Origin of the sequence: Peribacillus sp. NJ4, assembly GCF_030348345.1 — a bacterium.
Taxonomy (GTDB): domain Bacteria; phylum Bacillota; class Bacilli; order Bacillales; family DSM-1321; genus Peribacillus.
In genome coordinates this window covers 4,382,757-4,402,997 of record NZ_JAUCFQ010000001.1, presented here as the reverse complement: position 1 = coordinate 4,402,997, position 20,241 = coordinate 4,382,757, and the positions used below count along the sequence as shown (strand labels likewise).

Annotated in this window: 22 protein-coding genes and 1 pseudogene; 13 read left to right on the top strand and 10 right to left on the bottom strand. The window is 38.3% G+C overall.

Annotated elements, in window-relative coordinates:
* Positions 1-50: 50 nt before the first annotated feature.
* The 3 genes from arsD (at position 51) to QUF94_RS21935 (ending at position 2,554) form a co-directional block, all read left to right on the top strand.
* The gene (gene arsD / locus QUF94_RS21945) at positions 51-416 is read left to right on the top strand and encodes an arsenite efflux transporter metallochaperone ArsD (RefSeq protein ID WP_289317702.1); all 366 of its coding nucleotides are present in this window, start codon (positions 51-53) and stop codon (positions 414-416) included.
* 17 nt (positions 417-433) lie between these two features.
* Entirely contained in the window at positions 434-2,203 is a 1,770-nt protein-coding gene (gene arsA / locus QUF94_RS21940) for an arsenical pump-driving ATPase (RefSeq protein WP_289317701.1), read from the top strand.
* Between the two features lie 75 nt (positions 2,204-2,278).
* Entirely contained in the window at positions 2,279-2,554 is a 276-nt protein-coding gene (locus tag QUF94_RS21935; protein WP_289317700.1) for an adhesin, read from the top strand.
* Between the two features lie 143 nt (positions 2,555-2,697).
* On the opposite strand, the gene QUF94_RS21930 is transcribed toward QUF94_RS21935, so the two are convergent.
* The 4 genes from QUF94_RS21930 to QUF94_RS21915 all read right to left on the bottom strand — a co-directional run bounded on the left by QUF94_RS21930 (position 2,698) and on the right by QUF94_RS21915 (position 6,381).
* Positions 2,698-3,477, bottom strand: a complete 780-nt coding sequence (locus QUF94_RS21930) for a SurA N-terminal domain-containing protein (protein ID WP_289317699.1) — start codon at positions 3,475-3,477, stop codon at positions 2,698-2,700.
* A 358-nt stretch (positions 3,478-3,835) separates the two neighbouring features.
* Complete coding sequence (locus tag QUF94_RS21925; protein ID WP_289317698.1) at positions 3,836-4,387, bottom strand: TVP38/TMEM64 family protein; 552 nt, start codon at positions 4,385-4,387, stop codon at positions 3,836-3,838.
* 1 nt (position 4,388) lies between these two features.
* Positions 4,389-5,063 (bottom strand): response regulator transcription factor, encoded by a 675-nt coding sequence (locus QUF94_RS21920; protein ID WP_289317697.1) that lies wholly within the window; start codon positions 5,061-5,063, stop codon positions 4,389-4,391.
* Positions 5,041-6,381 carry a sensor histidine kinase gene (locus QUF94_RS21915; protein ID WP_289317696.1) on the bottom strand — a complete coding sequence of 447 codons (1,341 nt, stop codon included), beginning with the start codon at positions 6,379-6,381 and terminating at the stop codon, positions 5,041-5,043. Before QUF94_RS21915 ends, QUF94_RS21920 begins: the two co-directional genes overlap by 23 nt.
* Before the next feature lie 298 nt (positions 6,382-6,679).
* On the opposite strand from QUF94_RS21915, the gene QUF94_RS29140 reads away from it, so the two are divergent.
* From QUF94_RS29140 to chrS, 4 genes are all read left to right on the top strand, one after another.
* A complete protein-coding gene (locus tag QUF94_RS29140; RefSeq protein ID WP_421154668.1) occupies positions 6,680-6,838 on the top strand; it encodes an LmrA/YxaF family transcription factor in 159 nt (52 codons plus the stop codon).
* A gap of 499 nt (positions 6,839-7,337) precedes the next feature.
* The gene (locus QUF94_RS21910) at positions 7,338-8,072 is read left to right on the top strand and encodes a hypothetical protein (protein WP_289317695.1); all 735 of its coding nucleotides are present in this window, start codon (positions 7,338-7,340) and stop codon (positions 8,070-8,072) included.
* Positions 8,069-8,803: a hypothetical protein gene (locus QUF94_RS21905; RefSeq protein ID WP_289317694.1), complete on the top strand. Its 735-nt coding sequence runs from the start codon at positions 8,069-8,071 to the stop codon at positions 8,801-8,803. The genes QUF94_RS21910 and QUF94_RS21905 overlap by 4 nt, the downstream gene beginning before the upstream one ends.
* A 185-nt stretch (positions 8,804-8,988) precedes the next feature.
* Entirely contained in the window at positions 8,989-9,465 is a 477-nt protein-coding gene (chrS, locus tag QUF94_RS21900; protein WP_289317693.1) for a chromate efflux transcriptional regulator ChrS, read from the top strand.
* 38 nt (positions 9,466-9,503) lie between these two features.
* On the opposite strand, the gene chrA is transcribed toward chrS, so the two are convergent.
* On the bottom strand, positions 9,504-10,055 hold the full coding sequence (gene chrA / locus QUF94_RS21895; protein WP_289317692.1) for a chromate efflux transporter ChrA: 552 nt from the start codon (positions 10,053-10,055) through the stop codon (positions 9,504-9,506).
* Positions 10,055-10,642, bottom strand: a complete 588-nt coding sequence (chrB, locus tag QUF94_RS21890; RefSeq protein ID WP_289317691.1) for a chromate efflux transporter ChrB — start codon at positions 10,640-10,642, stop codon at positions 10,055-10,057. Before chrB ends, chrA begins: the two co-directional genes overlap by 1 nt.
* Before the next feature lie 273 nt (positions 10,643-10,915).
* Between chrB and QUF94_RS21885 the strand changes: the two are divergent.
* Both QUF94_RS21885 and QUF94_RS21880 read left to right on the top strand, forming a co-directional pair.
* A pseudogene (locus tag QUF94_RS21885) lies at positions 10,916-11,128 on the top strand (gamma-glutamyltransferase); the annotation flags it as partial.
* A gap of 22 nt (positions 11,129-11,150) precedes the next feature.
* The gene (locus QUF94_RS21880) at positions 11,151-11,879 is read left to right on the top strand and encodes an MmgE/PrpD family protein (protein WP_289317690.1); all 729 of its coding nucleotides are present in this window, start codon (positions 11,151-11,153) and stop codon (positions 11,877-11,879) included.
* A 403-nt stretch (positions 11,880-12,282) separates the two neighbouring features.
* Here the strand turns inward: QUF94_RS21880 and QUF94_RS21875 are convergent, their stop codons facing one another.
* Positions 12,283-13,155, bottom strand: a complete 873-nt coding sequence (locus QUF94_RS21875) for a DMT family transporter (protein ID WP_289317689.1) — start codon at positions 13,153-13,155, stop codon at positions 12,283-12,285.
* 495 nt (positions 13,156-13,650) lie between these two features.
* Here QUF94_RS21875 and QUF94_RS21870 point away from each other — a divergent pair, with 495 nt between their 5' ends.
* A complete protein-coding gene (locus tag QUF94_RS21870; RefSeq protein WP_289317688.1) occupies positions 13,651-13,788 on the top strand; it encodes a hypothetical protein in 138 nt (45 codons plus the stop codon).
* A gap of 386 nt (positions 13,789-14,174) precedes the next feature.
* Here QUF94_RS21870 and QUF94_RS21865 read toward each other — a convergent pair whose 3' ends face one another.
* Positions 14,175-14,387 (bottom strand): hypothetical protein, encoded by a 213-nt coding sequence (locus QUF94_RS21865; RefSeq protein WP_289317687.1) that lies wholly within the window; start codon positions 14,385-14,387, stop codon positions 14,175-14,177.
* A gap of 431 nt (positions 14,388-14,818) precedes the next feature.
* Here QUF94_RS21865 and QUF94_RS21860 point away from each other — a divergent pair, with 431 nt between their 5' ends.
* Together QUF94_RS21860 and QUF94_RS21855 are read left to right on the top strand one after the other, a co-directional pair.
* Positions 14,819-15,493 carry a response regulator transcription factor gene (locus tag QUF94_RS21860; protein ID WP_289317686.1) on the top strand — a complete coding sequence of 225 codons (675 nt, stop codon included), beginning with the start codon at positions 14,819-14,821 and terminating at the stop codon, positions 15,491-15,493.
* Between the two features lie 95 nt (positions 15,494-15,588).
* Positions 15,589-16,488 (top strand): sensor histidine kinase, encoded by a 900-nt coding sequence (locus QUF94_RS21855; RefSeq protein ID WP_289317685.1) that lies wholly within the window; start codon positions 15,589-15,591, stop codon positions 16,486-16,488.
* Between the two features lie 22 nt (positions 16,489-16,510).
* Here the strand turns inward: QUF94_RS21855 and QUF94_RS21850 are convergent, their stop codons facing one another.
* Together QUF94_RS21850 and QUF94_RS21845 are read right to left on the bottom strand one after the other, a co-directional pair.
* A complete protein-coding gene (locus QUF94_RS21850) occupies positions 16,511-18,475 on the bottom strand; it encodes an ABC transporter permease (protein ID WP_289317684.1) in 1,965 nt (654 codons plus the stop codon).
* Positions 18,476-18,477: 2 nt separating this feature from the next.
* Positions 18,478-19,218 carry an ABC transporter ATP-binding protein gene (locus tag QUF94_RS21845; protein ID WP_289317683.1) on the bottom strand — a complete coding sequence of 247 codons (741 nt, stop codon included), beginning with the start codon at positions 19,216-19,218 and terminating at the stop codon, positions 18,478-18,480.
* 449 nt (positions 19,219-19,667) lie between these two features.
* On the opposite strand from QUF94_RS21845, the gene QUF94_RS21840 reads away from it, so the two are divergent.
* A complete protein-coding gene (locus tag QUF94_RS21840) occupies positions 19,668-20,030 on the top strand; it encodes a group I truncated hemoglobin (protein ID WP_289317682.1) in 363 nt (120 codons plus the stop codon).
* Positions 20,031-20,241 lie beyond the last annotated feature (211 nt).

The window sequence follows — 20,241 nt, the reverse complement described above, 5'->3', positions numbered from 1 at the left end:
CATTTTATCCGTGGTATAAGTAAATGATTATATATTAAGGGAGAGAGTAAATGATGAAAGTTGAAATCTTTGATCCTGCGATGTGTTGTTCGACGGGTGTATGTGGACCAAGTATTAATCCTGAATTAACAAGGGTGGCTTCTGCTGTTTATACTTTGGAGAAAAAAGGGTTTGATATTCAACGATATCAATTAACCAATGATCCTGATAAGTTTGCAAACAATGATGAAATTAATCAAGTTTTACATGAAAAAGGTCCGGATGCCTTGCCGGTAATTTTGGTCAATGACCAGATAGCCAAAGTAGGAAGTTATCCAACGAATGAAGAGTTTGGTGAATGGTTCGAAGTGAAACCGGAAGAGTTAAATGAAAAGCCGAAAGTCCGTCTTTCCATTGATTTAAATCAACTGAAATAAGAAAGAAGGGAAAAGGCATGTTTCAATCTTTCAATCCGAAGAATGTAATTCAAACACCCTTTTTATTTTTAACGGGAAAAGGCGGGGTAGGGAAAACATCGACAGCCAGCGCCACTGCAGTTGCATTGGCTGATAACGGTAAAAAGGTGTTGCTCATCAGCACGGACCCAGCCTCCAACTTGCAAGATGTATTTGGAATAAGTTTAACCAATTCACCCAGGGCAGTCCCAGGTGTTGAAAATTTATTTGCCAGTAATTTAGACCCTGAAGCTTCAGCGAAAGCGTATCGTGACAAAGTGGTTGGTCCATATAAAGGAAAACTTCCTGATTCCGTTCTTGCCACAATGGAAGAACAATTATCAGGAGCATGTACAGTGGAGATTGCCGCATTTGATGAATTTTCAAATTTACTGACGAATGTTGACATAGTAGATCAGTATGACCATATTATCTTTGATACCGCTCCAACCGGGCATACATTAAGACTTTTACAGCTTCCGACGGCATGGAGTGGATTCCTGGAAGAAAGCTCACACGGTGCGTCATGCTTAGGTCCTTTATCAGGGTTAGCGGACAAAAAAGATCTTTATTCTAAAACAGTGGATATCCTTTCCAATCCAAGTAAAACCACTTTAATACTTGTAACAAGACCTGATGTCCCATCCCTTTTGGAAGCGAACCGTGCATCAAAAGAACTCAAGGAAATTGGTTTGAAAAACCAGGTACTTATCGTTAATGGTCTTCTTCAGTCACACCTTGAAGAAGACGCAGTGTCATCAGCCTTTTATCTTCGCCAAAAGGGTGCATTGCAGCACATTCCAGAAGGTTTAAAACAATCCGCCGTTTATTCTTTTCCGCTTGTATCTTTTTCCTTGACTGGGGTGGAGAATTTAAGATATTTATTTAAACATTACACGATGCCATCGAAAATGGTGAAATTGGAAGATGAAACGATTAATCTTCCAAGCCTGAATGAAATGATCACTGATTTCTCGAATGACGATAAAAGGCTTATTTTCACAATGGGCAAAGGCGGAGTGGGGAAAACAACGGTCGCTTCCGCCATTGCAGTCGGTTTAGTTGAGAAGGGGCATCATGTGCACTTAACAACAACGGATCCTGCGGGGCACTTGAATTACCAATTCGAAAGTGATCCAGTCAATGGACACTTAACAATTAGCAGCATTAATCCAAAAGAAGAAGTCGAGAAGTATAAAGCAGATGTCATGAAGAAGGCAGGCAAAGATTTAGATGAAGATGGTCTCGCTTATTTAGCGGAAGATCTCAATTCACCATGTACGGAAGAAATAGCCGTATTCCGGGCTTTTGCTGAAGTGGTCGCTAAATCAAAAGATGAAATTGTCGTCATTGATACGGCACCAACGGGTCATACGCTGTTATTATTGGATGCTGCACAGTCTTATAGTAAAGAGATTGCCAAGTCAACGGGTGAAGTTCCTGACAGTGTTGCAAAATTGCTTCCTCAACTAAGGAATGCATCAGAAACTGCCGTCGTGATCGTCACGCTTGCCGAAGCTACACCCGTATTAGAAGCATCCCGACTACAAAATGATTTAAGGCGGGCAAATATAAACCCCCAGTGGTGGGTAATTAATCAGAGCTTCTATTCTGCAAAAACGGCAGACCCTATATTAAGCGGTAAAGCTAATGCAGAAAAAGAATGGATTCATGAAGTTAAGGAAAAGACATCTGAGAAATGTGCAATCATCCCGTGGATCCATGAGGAAAAGTTGGGATATGAAAAACTGAGAGATTACATCGGCTGAAGTAAAACCAGTAAAGATGGAAGCATTAAAAAATAGATTTCCAAACTAATAGGGTAGAATCGGAGATGAATGAATATGAAGATTACAGATGGAGCAAAACAACTATTGGAAAATTTTTTAATTGAAAATGGTGCAGAAGGAATTCGTCTTTATTCTGTTGCAGGTTGTTGTGGACCACAAATGGCATTATCTTTGGATGCCCCGCAAGAATCGGATATTATCGAAAACATTAACGGGATTAAAGTGGCATTGGATTCTCAAATAACGTCGACCGAGGAATTAACATTGGACAAGGAGGAAAATCAAGATGGTGCAGGATTGGTATTAGTAGGCGGCAACAGTTGTTGTTGAGTTATTGCATGGCTGTTTCCCAATTAGCATTTCCAGAGCGACCTTGAACATGCTGGGTGTAATACGTTGTAATGTGTTTTAGTTAGTAGGCGAACCAAAGACCATAAAGAAAGAGCTGCCAATTTTGGCAGCTCTTAAATGCTTTAAATCTTAATATCGACCTTAGCATTTTTCTGAAGTTCTTCCACATGTTTCACAAGCTTTTCTTGTTTCTTTTGCTGCTCTAGTTGTTCCTTGATTTGCGGCTTCATTTCTTCGAGTTTCTGTACCGGTTGCCCGCTTGTTTTAGCTTGCTCCGCAACCTGGTCGTAGTACTTTTGAATTTCTTCATCAGTTGCTTCTTCCACTTTAATCTCTTTTTCAACGTACTTAGTATATGGAATATTCTCTGCAATCTGAGTATTCAACATTTCCGAATTCAGACCTGCTTGTTTCATCGCTTCCTTGAATTTCTCTTCACTTTCATATTGGTCTTTGATTTCGGCAAGTTGCTTTTCGATTTCAGCCTTGGTGGCTGTGTAGCCCTTTTTATCAGCAGCTTGAAGCAGCAATGTTTGTCCCACTAAAGAGTTAAGCGTTTGCTCTTTAATTTGTTTGGCTCCCTCTTTGGATGTTGGATCTTGTCCGAATTGCTGCATTTGCATTTGTGTCGTGGACAACACAGTATTATATTCCGCACCTGAAATTTTTTCGTCATTGACGATGGCCACCGTTTTCTTTTCATCTACCTTTTGTTTATCCAGTTCCTTCTGCATTTCTTCCATCTTTTTTTGCTGTTCCTCAGTTGCTTTAGCCGTTTCTTTTTCCTCAGTTGTTTTAGTTTCTTTTTCGTCATTTTTTTTATCAGCTTCATCGTTCGAACCACAAGCTGTTAGAACAACTGCCAATAATCCAATAACGATTGGGTACAATAGTTTCTTCATATTCAGTCTCCTCTCTTATTCGGTGCTAAAAAAATCATCTAATGCGCATTATAAAGGAATGTCCCATAGAAACACAATATATTCATTCTTTTTTTCCAGAAAACAGGAAGATAGTATAGGCATTATCTCTTTATATAGGTGAAGCATTCGTGGAAATGAACCAATTTACCCTTCTTTAATCGTGTTAAAGCTCTAATCGTTATAGATTAATTAGCGAAGAGAGGAATTTCCGATAGCGGCCAGGCCGTGTTGATTGTTTTCCACCGTATTGCTGACTCGGGGGATGCCTTCAAGGTAATATCAAATTAACTTTCTTTTAGGTCGTATCTGCCGAGTTTAATAAAGTAGCCTTTTTTTTCTACATTCCTTTTTTCTTGTTTCTTTTAAAGTAATAAATGACTGCAATTACCAGAATCAACAGCACCAAAACAATCCTCACATCGTCTGATGTCTTCAATACTTGTGTCACCGAATAGGCCTCGACAAGGAGGGCAGGCAGTTTTCCGATGGATGTGGCGAAGAAGAATATCATCACGCCCGTCTTGCTTAATGCTGCTGTAAGGTTAATCACGCCGGATGGTATAAAAGGAAGGAGCCTAAGCATCAGGATCATCCAAAATGCATGAAACCCTTGTGACTTTTGTAGCTGCATGACCCATCGGTTCCTCATGAATTTGGGTTTGAATGTTTGAATGCCCTTTCGATATAACCAAAAGCTGACTACTGCTCCTGCAATTTCCCCCAAGTAAGAAAGGATCAATCCCTTTTCAATTCCAAATACGGTGATATTGGCAGCCGTGATGAATACGCTTGGAATAAAACCAAGCACGCTAATCAATATGTTCAATACTAAACTTATAGCAATGGAAAAAGGTCCGCTGGATGCTAATGCCTCAGAAATGAAATTCATCTCAACCCACAGAACTCCATTTATATCCGATGCCCCATACCGTTTTCAAATGTTGATCAACTGGAAAACCGGCATGACGTAATTTCTCTCTAATATTTCGAATATGGGAATCGATTGTCCGATCTTCCGTATCCGTTTTTAATCCCCATATGGTCGAAAGCAGGTGATCTCTGGAATACACTTGATCTGGTGATTTTAAAAACAGGCACAACATGGAAAACTCTTTTGGGGTTAATGGGATGGTATTGGAATCATAATGCGCTTCATAAGCGGATTCATTTAATTTTATTCCCCTAAAGATCACACCTTGATGATTATGTATTCGCCGCGTCACCGCTTCGATTCTGGCTAGTAAAACATCTTCATTAAAGGGTTTCGTTACATAATCGTCGGCGCCCTTTTTCAGCCCTTTGACCATTTCTTCTGCAGCATCCCGTGCGGTGAGCATGATTATGGGAATATTGGAAAACGCCCGGATCCTTTCGCACGTTTCCCACCCATCCATCTCAGGCATCATTACATCAAGAAGGACCATGTCAGCTTGTTTATGCTCTAAGAACTGTATGGCTTCATGTCCAGAATTCATCTTCATGCATGTAAACCCGTGAGGTATAAGGTATAGCTCTATAAGATCAAGCATTCTCTGTTCATCATCAACCAGAACTACTGTCTTCATTTTTTATCTCCTTAAATGTGATAGTGAAGCACGTTCCTTGCTCCAACTTGCTTTTAACTGAAATGGTTCCTCCTTGAACCTCCACTAATTGCCTGACGATGGACAGCCCCAATCCGAATCCACCGGTATCCCTAGCCCGTGATTTCTCGACACGATATAAACGATCAAAGATATGCGGGATATCTTCACTTGGAATGCCCACCCCTTGATCGATTATGGAGATTGAGATTCCGTCAGGTGATTCAGTGGCTTTGATGGCGGTGACTGTATGTTCGTTCGAGTACTTCAGTGAATTATCCAGCAGGTTAAGAATAACCTGCTCAAACCGTGTGGGATCTAAATCTATAAATAAATGATCCTTACATTCCAGATTCAATTGAATTTTTTCATTTGTAAAAGCTGGTAGCACTTTTTCATGAATGGTTTGCAGGAATGAAGAGAGCTGAATGGTTTCTTTTGATATGGTGAATGTATGTACATCCATTCTAGCCATATTGAATAGTTCGTCCAATAATCTGTTTAATCGTTGGGATTCATCATGGATGATTTCCAAGTATCGTGATCTTTCGTATGCATTCAAATCTTTCCGGCGGGCTATATCAGCGTATCCCTTGATATAAGTTAGCGGCGTGCGCAGTTCATGAGAGATACTTGCCAAAAATTCATTGCGTTCCTTCTTTAAATAGTTCAATTCATTAGCCAAGCTTTGAATGGATTGGGCAAGTTCCCCAAGTTCATCATGTGATCGTACTGGTACAGCCACTGAAAAATTCCCTTTGCTAAGTTTGGTGGTCGCTTCTTTCATCGCAATAAGCGGTCTAGTCAAAGCTTTTGATAGGAAATAAATGGTGATAAGCATGAAGAAAAGGAGCAATACAGTTGCAAAGAGGAAATGCCTATTCAATTGAGCGATTAAATCTTCAACATCCCTGGTATCTTTGAACATGTAGACATAGCCTTCATTTTCTTTATCACTGATAAATGGTGTAACGGTGGCTATATACCTTTCATCCTTCCAACTTGATTGGATGATCAGACCTTTTCGGGATACCTGTGGAAGATTTTTTCCTAAGATTTTTTTCATTCCCCCATTAACCTTTTCGGAAGATATCAGGATATCTCCTCTTGTATTCGTTATCACGACATCTGTATCGGTATGTGATTCCATCAGGCCGATATGCTGAAGTGTTGAGTCGGAATAAGTGATTTCCAACACATCACGATGACTATTACCCCGGGCCTTCAGTGATTCCAATTCTTGATTGATACGGGAGTGGATCACTTTATTATGTAAGTAAACCATGGAAACGGTTTCCATCAAAAAAATGCAAACAAATATACACAGTCCCAGCTTAAAGGAGATTTTCAAAATATTCACCTTCTTATTCAATGGAGTCAGTATAGCGAAAAAATATGAAGAAAGTATGCAGTTTTTTTTCAATTCCTTCGCATCTTCTTAAACAACGATAATCCGAATGATGACTGGTTGCAAGAAGGACTACATTTTTTTAAAGGACCTGAACTGTCATTTTTCGTGGCAACACGGCTTTTTCAGGTGCAAGGTTAGCACGCAACAGGCTTGAATCAAATATACGAAGGCTGGGTCGCTATTTTCAGTGTTAAATTACAACGGTTTTCAAACTGAACAAGCAAATAAGTTCGCGAAGGTCATCAGTTTAATGCTGGAGGGAGCTGTTACACGTTCATTAACGTATAAAAATTGCCAGCCACTTCAAGATGTTTCGGATTGCATCCCGTTATTATTAAAAAAATAGATGATTTTCCCATTAATTTATATAGACTGGTCTTATTTTAAGCATGTATAGCAAGATGAAACTGCCGAGAAAATGGGCAGTTTTTTTATTTTAGTCTATACAAAATGTTTTGCTCGCAGGAAACATTTTGTCGCAAATGAATACTATGTAAAAAGGAGCTGATCCATATGAATTGTACAAACCGTACCCAAAAAAAAATAATGGCTTATTCTGCATTATTCAAAAAAATGGGCATTCTCAATGACGAGGAATATAAAAATATCGCGAAAACTTTACAAACAAGGGATTGAGGAAGGGTCCATTGGATACTCATAAACTTTTATCCTACATTAAACAGGCTGTAAAACCCCCACCTTCAATTTCCGAATGAGGAGGGGGGACTGAAGTCTGATAAATACTCTTTTGTTCCCTTTAATTACAAAGAAGGGGATATATGGTATTCTAGGAGGATTCATATATATAAAGGTTAAAGTCGGTTAAAAGGAGAGTATTAGATAGAATGACTGGATTGTTTGATGCAGAAAAATATATGCATGCACCCTCTTTAATCCTTATAGCATTAAGTTACATGCTGATTGCGATAGCTTTTGCCATAATTTATAGAAGACAAGAGGATTCACCTAAGGTATGGAAGGCTTCAGTTGTCTTGGTACTTGGAATGATCGCTTTTAATTTTACTTTTAATCTATCAGATGAGGTTGTTAGTGTACCCATTGTCCCTTTAGGGGTGGCTCTTTTATCATGGTTATTGAGAAGGAAAGGAAATGAAGGGCGGTGGCAGCGATTCCGTCGATTTGCCTGGCTCGGATTCCTATCGAATTTCATCTTTTTGACAGCTTCACTTTTCGCCATGCCTCTGGATGGAATTATATATCCTAAGTCTGAAACAACTACATATATGATGGACGTTAACAAGGCTTCGCTGATAGCGACCCATTCGAATTCCAAAGAAGTCACTTTGAATAAAGAAGAACTGCAAAGACAAATGAACAAGATGAAACAAAAAAAGATCGAGAGCGAATCTTGGTATTATGGGATCAATGAAGAGAGCGGGTATAAAGAAACGTTCCCTTATATTCTGACAGGGTCAGTTCCTAAAAAAGGAAGTGGGCTTGAAACACTCATTTTCATAGAAGAAGATGGCAAGGGTCTGCTGATTACACCAAATAAGGGGCACCAGGTCTACTTCAGGTTAGAAGAGTCCATTTTAACCGGAGGTGTGTTGGAAGAATGACTAAAAAAGCAAAAATGAGTGTTTTAATTACAGCTGCCATCTTGATAGGAGGTATTCTTTTATTTGTTCTATTCCCAAAAGAGCCGGAACCCTTTCTATCGGAAAAGCAAATCATTAAACGAATAAACTCAATCTTCCCTGAAGCACAACCAAAGTCCATTCAGAATAAAATCTTTTTAGATGATACACATGTGTTTGTCCCCTTTATCAGCGAAGAAAATGGATATGGGATGAGCTTTTGGGTCTGGAAAGGTAACAAATGGAAAGCTGCTTCCGTGAACATGGGCGGTCAGCCACAGGTTTGGAATGGAGAAGAAAAATCATTGATCATGTGGAATATGAATACAAAAGATGACGTATCCGAAATCGGGGTTTTTATGAAGGTTGATAGGGATTTTTTGGTAGAGGATGGAATAGCCACATATCAACCAGGTATAGAAATGATGCACAGCATTGCGCTTAAGGGGAAAACGTACGGAGTCGCGAGGTTTCCTGACAATTGGCGGGAACTTATGAAACAGTATGTAAAACTACAGGCAGAAGATGGACAGAATGACTTCCCGGATTTTAACGACCCGATACGGTTGGTCACTAATTTTCATGATAAAGAAGGGGAGGAGATAATCCCTGAGCACTCCTTTAACGGAAATAGCTATACGACTGGATATAATTTCGTGGATGTTCATTTCCTGGTTACTGTGCAAGAGGAAGAGTTGGAGGGGGCTTATTGAAAAGGGGCTGTCAAAACTTGAAGACCTTCATTCATTGCTCAATCGGTTTATTTTGTTTGGGCATTGCTTAAATTCTGCCGATTCTTTAATGGAGGTTAAATTTGAAAGTAAAAAGGAAGAATGTTGTGATCCGGTGGTGTTCTCTGCGATAATGGAATAAAGAAATCGAAAAGGAGTTACATAGGATGGCAGAGGACTTTAAGATTCCCAGCTTGAAAGTTGATGAGATCGATAAGAAAATCATATCGGTTTTACATGAAGATGCGCGAATTTCGTATACCGACTTAGCGAAGATAGTGGAACTCTCCAGAGTTGCGGTTCAAATGAGAATTAATCATCTTGTTGAAAACGGCGTGATCGAGAGATTCACTGCGGTCATAAATCCAGCTAAGGTCGGCATCCATGTCTCGGCTTTTTTTAACGTTGAGGTTGAGCCTAAATATTTGGAATCGGTCGCCCAGCAATTAGAAAGTGAACCGGCTGTAACGAGCTTATATCATATGACTGGTCCGAGTAAACTCCATATGCACGGAATCTTTACTGATAATCAGGAGATGGAACGCTTTCTCAATGAGAAGCTGTATGCGGTAATAGGTGTTGTCAGCGTTGATTGCCAAATTCTCATTAAACGTTATAAAAGCCGGATGGGCATGAAGCTTTAAATGAAAAAATCCCCCTATATAGGTGGATTTTTTTTTTATTATGTGAGCGGGATGATAAAGCCGCCATACGCAAAAGCAAGAATGATTACGAATGCGGGGTGAATCTTGAATTTACCTAAAGCCAAGAATGCCAAACCAGCGATGACGATTGAATGGATGTAGCCGATGGAACCGACGGCATCAGCGGCCATATTCCAGGTGAGCAATAACATCATGATCGCAATCACGGGCTGCACAAGCAGGGACATGCCTTTTACGATAGGCGATTGCTTGTATTTTCGCAGGATTTTTAATAAATATATCAAAGCCACTGCTGAAGGGATGACGGTGCCTGCCAATGCAGCTAAAAATCCTGGCCACCCATATACATCATATCCGACATATGCGGCTATTTTGGTGGCAATCGGCCCTGGGAGTGAATTCCCTAACGCAAGCATTTGTGAAAACTCGGTATTATCAAGCCAGCCGTACCGGGTGACGATTTGATCATACATAAGCGGAATCGAGGCTGGGCCTCCGCCGTAACCAAGGATATTGGCTATGAAAAACGCTAGAAAAACAGCGACTCCAATTGGGATTATAAGACCCATTAAGCGGATTCCTCCTTCCTATCAACCTTTTTATTTTTCAATCTATCTTTTAATTTAAAATGGAACGCCCCATATAAAAGGAAAATCATTATGACGATACCCGGATGCAGGGAAATGACCTGCAGAAGCAAAAAGGAAATCGCAAAAAAGGTGATTCCGAGCACCTTTCCTAAACCTTTTACCGCCTTTTCGCCAAACTCGTAAGCCATTTGGCCAAGCATGACGGCAACAACTGGCATGACAGCAGCGATCATATTGCTGATTATTGCTGAATTACTTAAAACATTAATGAACGCAATTAAGAAAACCATCGCAAAGCATGAAGGTAAAACGTGAGCGGCCACACTTACGAGGGCTCCCGGCCAGCCTTTTAATTTATAACCAAGATATGCTGCCATCTTAGTGGCAATCGGTCCTGGGAGTGTATTGGCGATCGCTAAAGTGTCCCCGAATTCATCATCGTCGAGCCAGTGATAACGGGAAACGGCTTCGTGGCGGATGAGCGGGATGACTGATGGCCCGCCGCCGAAACCTAAAATCCCCGTTCTCATCATCCCGACCGTTAATTCCGTATATGGATTTTTCAAAACGATTCCTCCTTTGTTTTAAATTTAGAATTCATTTCCATGATTATGAATTAATGATAACAAAAATGCTTTCGAAATGTATATAAAATTTTAATGATTATTACGTAATGAACGAATAATTGGTATTTTTAAATAAAATAGGCTTATAAAAGTGATAAAAAAACAACTTTTTGTTTTGGGGAATGAAATTTGGATTACGTAAGAAAAACATACAAGTTATAATACAATTATCATTATTTTTGAAAAATCAAATAATTCAAAAGGGGTAGATTTATGACCCAATCGATAATTGGAACGAAAAGTATGGTGGTAAGCCCACACTATTTAGCATCGGTGGCAGGACACAAAATTCTTGAAAAAGGGGGGAATGCTTTTGATGCGGCAGTGGCAGTCAGTGCCTGTTTGGGTGTAGTTTAGCTACATATGACCGGACTCGGTGGACGCACTGGGCAATGCAGAATATTTTGGTGCTTATTCTCCAATGATGCGCTGCATCGAACACCCATCTATGTTAAAAGACGGATTTAATTGGGGATGTATGGCCGGGGTTAGTGCAGCTCATTTAGCAAAAGCAGGCTATACAGGTATTCCATCATTATTTACACAAAAAGAAGCAGAAGGGCTTACACACGATTTAGGAAAAAACTATCGTGTAAATGAACTGTATTATAAGCCGTATGCATGCTGCCGGTGGGCACAGCCAGCTATTGAGGCAATTAGGGAAATACAAACTAAAAATATACTAATATCCACAAATATTAATAAAATAGTAATTCATACATTTACAGAATCGGCAGCATTATCGAAAGATTATCCAGAAACTACAGAGGAAGCACAGTACAATCTGTTTTTTCCTGTTGCAGCATTTATTTCTTACGGTGAAGTGGGTCCAAAACAAATACAAGACCATCTGGATGATCCAAAAATTTTGAGCATTATGGACAAGATTTCAGTGGTAATCGATCAACAACTTAACGAAGCATTCCCTGAAAAAGCATTAAGTATGGTTAAAATACTAATGCAGGATGGATGCACATATCAATCAGAAATTATGCAAGCTCGTGGAGACTATAATTACCCCTTAACGGCTGAAGAAAAAAAAGACAAGTTTTTCAGGCTGACCACGCCATTTCTAGGAATAGAACCTGCGCAGAGGTTATCAGAAACCATTCAAAACCTTGAACATATGAAAAGTATCCGGGAGCTTATGATTGCTATAGAGGCATCGGCAACATAAAACCTAATTGTACTGGTAAGTAGTACTATTCTTTAACTATGCACTTGTTGTAGCTGCCTGTGTAGTGATTCCGATCTCAAAAAACCGGAGCTGAAAATTACAAATGTACATGGGGAAATGAGCGTCTGTTCTTAAGAAAACTATTAATCATTTCTGGACTTTTTATTGCACTTGTACCAAGAGACTTTGGTTGTTTTCGTTCAATAGGTTAATAAAATGATGGAATAAATGTATGAATTCCTTTTAAGGCTCCACAGATGAGAATACTGCCGGGCCTGCTATAGTAGCACAACTTTTTCCAATCCGCTTTTTTATTACAAAAAGTACCCTATAGGCAGACCTTTTTAAAAGTGTCTATAGGGTACTTTTTAATATAAAACACCATTCAACGTTTTTATTACGGTTATTCTTCCCGAATGACTATTAACACACCAATAAAAATTAATATTGTACCTATCCAAAAAGACAAGCCGATTTGCTCACCTAGTAATAACCAGCCTAAAAACGTACCGACTATAGGTTGTAAAAAGAAAAATAATCCACCACTTGAAGCGGTAAGCATTTGCAGTCCGCGATTCCACAGTAAAAAGGCACATGCTGTCGAAATAACGCCTAAGTATAAAAGGCCGCCCCATATGGATGGATGCATTATTGCTTGGAAATCGAGCTCATCCAATCGACTAATTGTAAAAGGTGTTAAAAAGACAATTGCCACAAGCACAGCATAGGTAGTTACAACCAGTTGTGAATATTGCCCAGGTACACGTTTAATTAGAACTGACATAAGTGCCCAAGTTAATGCAGCAATAAGCAGTGATACGCCCCCAAGTTGGTGAGATGAACCGATATGGGCATTTCCGACAATGATACCGACACCGATTGTCGCTAAAATAACCGAAATTGATTTTTTAAAAGTAATCTTTTCTTTTAAAATGATACGTGCAAATATCACCATAAATGCAGGTGTTGTTGAAGTGATGATGGCTCCCATTTGTGCAGTAGAAAGTAGCGTACCGACTTCCTGGGTTACGATGGAAATTGTATTTCCAACAAGTCCCATAATAAGAATTAATAGCCAGTCTCTTTTTTCAATCCGCCAAGATTGTTTTGTTATAAAACCAATGGTTAGCAATGCTAAAATCGCAATTACATATCGTAATAAAACTAATTCAAGTGGTGGAACAACGTCTACCACAACTTTTACCACCACGTACATTCCGCCCCAAATGCTAGCAGCGAGTGATAAATATAAAGAACCTAATAAAGTGTTTTTCATTTTGTACCCTCCGTTTTAACTAGATCTTTCCAGTCCTTAACGGAGTTGCAAGTTTTCTACCGTTAAGGAAGAATGACTGCAGGTACATCATTTTCGAATAGCGGTGACCACATCATAAGCTTTCAGCTCACTTTCAAAAAATTTATTTTATCATATCATACAATAAAACTGTACCGAGATTCTACTAATCATTCGATTCAAAAATCAGTAAGCAATAACTACATACTCATTTAAATAAACAAAAAAATGTTTTATTGTCACTTTAATTATGTGAAAAATTCCATCTTCGCTATTGAAGGCCAATTATCCAATTAAATTTGTGTCAGTCTCTTTTTTGTTAAGTGATACGGTTAGCAAAGAACAATAGGGGTAATACTAAAGGTAACACGAGTTATTTCTAAATTTTCAGAAAATTATATTGACACAGGAATGACTCTGTTATATATTGTTTTTAAGTTAAATTAATTGTTATATAACAGAAAGGGGAGCAAGATGATGAACACTTATGATAAAGCCTATGAAAGTTATTTAAAGATTTGTGAAAGGTATGAAATGGAGTCGATAAATATCGATCACTTCATCAAAAATTTAACCAAAGATCAGTTGGATGAATACAGTAAATTAGCTGTTTAAATGAAAGGGCGTGATTGCACAAGATGGACCTCCCGGTTGATGTAGATGTAGAAGCCAAATAGAAACCCCACCAGTTGCTAATAACAGGTGGGGTTTCTGTCATGTGTATGAAGAGTTTATTTTTAATTAGTATTGAAAAAACATTTTTCGAAAATGGATTTTCAGTTGGAATAATGAAGAGGTTATTTGTAGGGAAGGTAAAGAACAAATGGAACCTGGTCAAATGTGGTATCGAAAATGATCGATATTATATAGTAATGTTTAGTGTTGGAAAGAAAACGTGGACTAAAGATTGGATAATACTTTGGCATTAATAGTCTCTTAGGGAGTTTTTTTATCCTAATCCACAATAATAGTCAAAGTTGGTACATGCCTTTCTAGAAATATCACAATTCGGTATATTTCCTTTCAATTTTCCTGAATTCATTTGAAAGTTCAAATAAGGTGTGTAAAACGGCTGTTTGAATATATAGATTCATATAATTATCATTGCTCTTCTTTTGAAAAGATAAATCATGTTTTTCATCAATTACTCGATTTATACAATCATTAATTTCGCTCCACATTTCTTTCGTTCCTTCTTTAGTTTTAGTCTCCATAATCTCCCACTCCTTTTTTATTAGTTTATCCACTCTATTACATTCTTATACTTTGTTTTTTTATAAATATTAAATACAGTTGATGATTAGCTCTTGATTTGGGAGAGCGAAGCGAATATAGTATCCGGACACAACTATTTTTTGGCAGCAATTACCTGCTAAAAGTATAATGACTTTTCCTGGCATTTCCAAAGCATGGGGATTTGAATAAATCGTAATGGGCTATGGGAATTCCAGCGTCTCCAAATAAAGGTGCCGAAAGGGGGATTTTGGAGGGGGGCTTTGTCTCACTTCGTCTCTATAGTTGCTTAATTGGGCCATATTCTTGTGTGACGTATTGTACAAAAGGCAGGAGTTTGGAATAATTAGTATTAAGATGCTAAAACGCATGTTAAACCTTTATCGATTCAGTCCATGAATAGGAGCTTGTTATGTTTAAAATTATGATAATTGAAGATGATGAAAAGATTAGAAAAATAGTGGCTGATACACTAACGAAGTGGAAATATGTAGTTATGGAGATTATGGAGTTTGACCACATTCTAGATGATTTTGAGAAATCAAAACCTGATTTAATTTTATTGGATATAAACTTGCCAACCTTTGATGGCTTTTATTGGTGTCAGCAGATTCGTGCTATCTCAAGTGTGCCCATTCTGTTCCTTTCCTCAAGAAATCAAAACATGGACATCATCATGGCCATTAATATGGGAGGGGATGATTTTATACAGAAGCCATTTGATTTAGATGTTCTTGTAGCAAAAATCAGTGCATTGTTACGCAGGAATTATACTTATCAAAATGGCCATAACTTAAAATTAACGCACCGGAACTTGTCATTGTATGTAACAAACTCAACAATCCAATTTGAGGAACAGGCCATTGAGCTTTCACGTAATGAGTTTATCATTTTGCAATTGATGATGCGCAGAATAGGGAAAATTGTATCCAGAGATGACTTGATGCATGCTCTTTGGAATGATGAACAGTTTGTCGATGATAATACACTGACTGTTAACGTAAATCGATTAAGGCGTAAGATTTCTGGAATTGGATTGGAAGACTTTATTGTGACACGTAAAGGAATGGGGTATCTGATCGAATGAGGTTCCTGCAATTTTTAAAACATGAGAAGCCTTATATCATTTTATTTGTTTTTATCTTTTGTATGGTTTCTGCCGTTTTTTACACTGACCCTAATATGACATGGAACTGGAACACGTTTCTATATGCTTGGGTTTTAACGCTTTTCATATTAATTATTTTCTTTTTGTACCGGTATCAGCAAAATTTACGCGCGATCCGAGCCAGGGGTGACGAAGATCATGAGAACCTTTCTTTAGAGGCAGCCTCTTTACAGCAGTTGTTTGAAGAGAAGGAAAGGGAACATATAAGGTCTCTCAATCTGATTCATGAGAAACAAAACGAGTATTACGATTTTATTGTATCGTGGTTTCATGAAATTAAAACACCCATCTCAGTGCTGCGATTGATGCAGCAGACGGAGAGCGATGCCAAGAGCTTTCATGATGAGGTATCAAGGATAGAGCATTATGTGGATCAAGCACTTTATTATGCAAAGTTGGATAGCTTCAATCAAGACTATGACATCAAGAATTGTGATTTGGACCAATTGGTGAAAGAGGTCATAAAAACTCATTCCAAAACATTTATTTCCAAGAAAATCCGCCTGCAGTTACAGATAGAACCAACCACCATCCAAAGTGACCCCAAATGGCTGCAATTTATCCTGAATCAATTAATTTCAAATTGCTTGAAGTACACGGAAGAAGGAGGGAAAATTAAGATTGAGACAGGTTCCGATTTAAAAGAAAAGCAGCTGATTATTAGAGATAATGGAATTGGTATAGAAAAAACGGATTTACCACGGATATTTAACCGGGGTTTTACAGGAACTAACGGGCGTACATACACAAAGTCTACAGGGATGGGGTTATATTTAGCCCAGCAATTATCCAATAAACTTGGTCATTATATCACGTGCACCTCTGAAACAGGTTTGTATACCGAATTTGTCATGCACTTTCCCAAAAATGTCGATCCCTATTTCATTATGCAAAAAAACGCAATGAGACCTTGATAAAGGCCATTGCGTTTTTTAATTAATATTTCTGATTTACGATTTTGTAGTAGAGATTCGCAGAAGACAGATAAAACAATACATAAATCACAAAGTATATAGCAAAGATGAACCAGAGCATCGAAGTAAGCTGCGGAAAATCTTGTACAGAATCCAGGATATAGTATTTTAAAATGAGCCAGCTGTGCAAAATGCCTAAAACTAGCGGAGGGAAGAAAACAAAGAGAAGTTGTTTACGAATCACGCTTTTCAATTCACGGTCTGCGGTACCTATCTTTCGCAGAATGGAATACTGTCTCTGTTCTTCCGTTGCTTCCCGCAGTTGTTTAAAGTAAATAACGCTAGCCAATGCAAACAGTGCAATGACAGCCAGGAAAGCAGCTGCAAATAACATTAAAGATGAACCTTCTATTTGCTTCGAATACACATCAGCAAACGAAGAATAGTAAGTGCCGGGCTTCTTCGTTACAATGGCATGTATATCACTTGATAGGGATTCAGCCTGCTTCTCATTTTCGATTTCATAAATTTCAAAAGGGATCGATTTGGCTGTGCTTTTTAAATTTTGATAAGCATCATCTGAAATGATCAGGACTGCAGGCTTTAATATCATAGATTGAACAGGGTCGCTGGCCCAGCCTAATAATGCGTAATCTTTCTTCTCTACCAGTTTTAGAGTGATATCTTCATTTATATTCACTTTAAAACTTGGCAGCTGATTGGAGGGGAAGGATTTTGGGGAATCTGTTCCTTGTGACAGAGATACAGCTTCCATATCATTTAAATGGATTTCCTCCTGATTTCCACGCAATGAGATGATTTCGTTATATGCTTTTTCTGGAAAAAGAAAAACGTCCTTTGAAAAATACTCAGGGTTCTCAAAAGCGAGGTCCATGTTTGTATTTGGCTTTCCTACTAAGGCTTCCAAAGTTTTGTGATACTCTATTGAGTGGTCGGAGTTTTTTATTTTAGCGTCAATTTTATCGTTTGTTTCCTTATCCAATGACTGGAACGCAATATCATTTGGTAAATTCCTGCCGACAGCTTCAAACTGGACAGCGTAATTAATCGAAACGAATCCAATCAAGAAAATGATGGTTGCACTGAACAAAGAGATGAAGGTAAGGTTTAACGTATTCGACCTTATTTGAAAGCGCAATGACGAGATCCACAATACCCGATTGCCTTCATGGAAATTATGTTTCTGGCTAAACTTTTGCAGCAGCCAGCCGGAGAACTGACGGAAGAACAAATACGTTCCACCTATCATTCCGACTGTGACAGCAATCATGGCAAAAGTTGCGTGTTCTTGCCATATGCTTGATTCTGTGCCCCGGCTGATCAAAAAGAATTGCGTTGCTAATAACACTAACGACAAAGCCGCCATAATGAACGAAGAAGGTATGGGTTTTTCCATTTTTTCTTTGGCATGAAACAACTCCACCAGTTGAACGCGGCTGATCATGAAGAAACTTTGGATACTTACGATGACCACTAGCAAGAGAAACAGAATAATTGTCGAGCCGATCGCTTGATAAGGGAAATTTAGCGTAATGACATTGTCGTATTGCATTAAGTTCATTAATGACATACCGAATAATTTGGATAATAGACCACCAAGAAGTATTCCAATTACAAGCGAGAACGATCCAATGATCAAATTTTCAACGAATACCATTCGTGTAATCTGACTTTCTTTCATACCTAGAAGCAAATAAAGTCCAAATTCCTTTTTTCTTTGCTTCATAAAGAAAGAGTTAGCATAGAGAATAAAGAAAATGATAAAGAGGAAGATAACCACTGAGGCAATCGATACACCCGTTTGGAAATTTTCCTTATTGTTGAGTACATCCAATATATCTTGATTATACATAAGTGATGAGAAGGTGAAATGGATCATGACACCTGTAATCATGGCAAACAGATAAATCGTATAAACACGGAAATTACGCTGAACGTTCCGCAACGTCATATTCAGTAAGTTCACCTTTAAATCCCTCCCATGGCACTCTGGATGTGAAGGATTCGATCAAAGAAGTCACTTTGACTTTGGTCACCTTTATAAAGCTCGTTTACGATTCCTCCATCACGCAAGAAGATAACTCGTTTACAGAAGCTTGCTGCATACGAATCGTGTGTAATCATAAGGATAGTCGTTTGAAAGGTTACATTTAAGGTAGCTAACTGTTCCAATAATTGTGTTGCTGATCTGGAATCAAGCGCACCTGTAGGTTCATCTGCAAAGACAATCGCAGGATTTGTAATGATGGCACGTGCAGATGATGCCCTTTGTTTCTGACCACCAGAAACTTCCGTAGGGTATTTATCCTGGACTTCTTCAATATTCAATGCCTGAATGACTGGTCTCAGCCGTCTTTCCATCTCATCTATAGAAAATTTCCTTAATGAAAGGGGCAGAAGAATGTTTTCTTTGATCGTTAAAGTATCAAGCAAGTTGTAATCTTGAAAGATGAAACCCATTCGTTCTTGGCGAAATGTACGTAATGCCTTTTTGTTTAAATCTAACAGCGCCTGTTCTTCAAGCCAGACCTCCCCGCCAGAAAATTTATCAATCGTCGATAGCACATTCATCAGTGTTGTTTTTCCTGAACCAGAAGGACCCATAATAGCTGTAAATTCACCCGAAGTTATTGTCAGATCAATATTCTTTAAAACCTGTGTCTTTCCATAGGATTTAGATAAGTTTTTAGTTTGTAATACTTTTTTCAACGTAAATCTCCTCCTCATGTTACATACTATAAAATTCATCCTATTCTCCACCATAGATGTAACACGAAGTTAGATTACAATTTTGTCACATTCCAATTTGAATATGTAAAATAAAAGGTAATGAACAGTGAATGTAATAAAGAATTCCCCAAATCAATTATGCATTCTCAGCATCTTAGTAGCAACAAGCTGAAATAGATGAGGGATAAATGGATCACCGAGTTCTACTCCAACAATAGGGCACGTTTAATTAGAATCGGCGTTTCCTAATGACTGACAGGCGCTTTACTTCATTAAAGGTGTTGCCATGGCAGACTTTTTCTATCGATTTTAAAGGGCATAGTTGCATAAGGTGCTTTTTTCGATTAAAGGATTAAATAATAGATAAGGAATAAAAACAAATTTTCTGCAGAGAATACTCCTATTAATTAAAAAGTAGGAGTGTATATATGGAACAAACACTTTATGAAAAAGTTGGCGGAGAAGAAGCGATTGCAAAAGTTGTGGACTATTTTTACTCTGAGTTGGTTCTTAAGGACGATACAGTTAATCATTTTTTTGAAAAAACGGATATGGAAAAACAACGCGGTCATCAGACAAAGTTTATAAGTTTTGCATTAGGTGGCCCAAAACAATATTCTGGACAATCCATGGCAAAAGCTCACCAAGGAATGGATCTGCAACCAGCCCATTTTAATGCTATTGTAAATCATCTTAGCGATGCACTTGCTCACTTTGGAGTGAATGAAGCTGACATAGATACAGCTTTAACTAAAGTTGCTTCACTAAGAGATGATATTTTGTATAAATAACTGATATTGAATTAACAGGTGCTTTACCAGGAGTTGCTTTGGCAGCTCCTTTTCTTATGGAACCCGTCTTTAACGACTAATTATGCAATCTTAAATAATTGATGTAAGATTGCATAAAACTATCAGTTTATTGAAGATTCTGTATATTGTAATTATTAGGAAAATGACTTTGATTCAAGCTCTAAATAATCATCCTTCACTTGGTATGATA

Excerpts from the sequence above, each read along its gene's own strand:
- arsD (WP_289317702.1), top strand. The coding sequence starts at position 51 with ATGATGAAAGTTGAAATCTTTGATCCTGCGATGTGTTGTTCGACGGGT.
- arsA (WP_289317701.1), top strand. The coding sequence starts at position 434 with ATGTTTCAATCTTTCAATCCGAAGAATGTAATTCAAACACCCTTTTTA.
- QUF94_RS21935 (WP_289317700.1), top strand. The coding sequence starts at position 2,279 with ATGAAGATTACAGATGGAGCAAAACAACTATTGGAAAATTTTTTAATT.
- QUF94_RS21930 (WP_289317699.1), bottom strand. The coding sequence starts at position 3,477 with ATGAAGAAACTATTGTACCCAATCGTTATTGGATTATTGGCAGTTGTT.
- QUF94_RS21925 (WP_289317698.1), bottom strand. The coding sequence starts at position 4,387 with ATGAATTTCATTTCTGAGGCATTAGCATCCAGCGGACCTTTTTCCATT.
- QUF94_RS21920 (WP_289317697.1), bottom strand. The coding sequence starts at position 5,063 with ATGAAGACAGTAGTTCTGGTTGATGATGAACAGAGAATGCTTGATCTT.
- QUF94_RS21915 (WP_289317696.1), bottom strand. The coding sequence starts at position 6,381 with ATGGAAACCGTTTCCATGGTTTACTTACATAATAAAGTGATCCACTCC.
- QUF94_RS21910 (WP_289317695.1), top strand. The coding sequence starts at position 7,338 with ATGACTGGATTGTTTGATGCAGAAAAATATATGCATGCACCCTCTTTA.
- QUF94_RS21905 (WP_289317694.1), top strand. The coding sequence starts at position 8,069 with ATGACTAAAAAAGCAAAAATGAGTGTTTTAATTACAGCTGCCATCTTG.
- chrS (WP_289317693.1), top strand. The coding sequence starts at position 8,989 with ATGGCAGAGGACTTTAAGATTCCCAGCTTGAAAGTTGATGAGATCGAT.
- chrA (WP_289317692.1), bottom strand. The coding sequence starts at position 10,055 with ATGGGTCTTATAATCCCAATTGGAGTCGCTGTTTTTCTAGCGTTTTTC.
- QUF94_RS21880 (WP_289317690.1), top strand. The coding sequence starts at position 11,151 with ATGTTAAAAGACGGATTTAATTGGGGATGTATGGCCGGGGTTAGTGCA.
- QUF94_RS21875 (WP_289317689.1), bottom strand. The coding sequence starts at position 13,155 with ATGAAAAACACTTTATTAGGTTCTTTATATTTATCACTCGCTGCTAGC.
- QUF94_RS21870 (WP_289317688.1), top strand. The coding sequence starts at position 13,651 with ATGAACACTTATGATAAAGCCTATGAAAGTTATTTAAAGATTTGTGAA.
- QUF94_RS21865 (WP_289317687.1), bottom strand. The coding sequence starts at position 14,387 with ATGGAGACTAAAACTAAAGAAGGAACGAAAGAAATGTGGAGCGAAATT.
- QUF94_RS21860 (WP_289317686.1), top strand. The coding sequence starts at position 14,819 with ATGTTTAAAATTATGATAATTGAAGATGATGAAAAGATTAGAAAAATA.
- QUF94_RS21855 (WP_289317685.1), top strand. The coding sequence starts at position 15,589 with ATGACATGGAACTGGAACACGTTTCTATATGCTTGGGTTTTAACGCTT.
- QUF94_RS21840 (WP_289317682.1), top strand. The coding sequence starts at position 19,668 with ATGGAACAAACACTTTATGAAAAAGTTGGCGGAGAAGAAGCGATTGCA.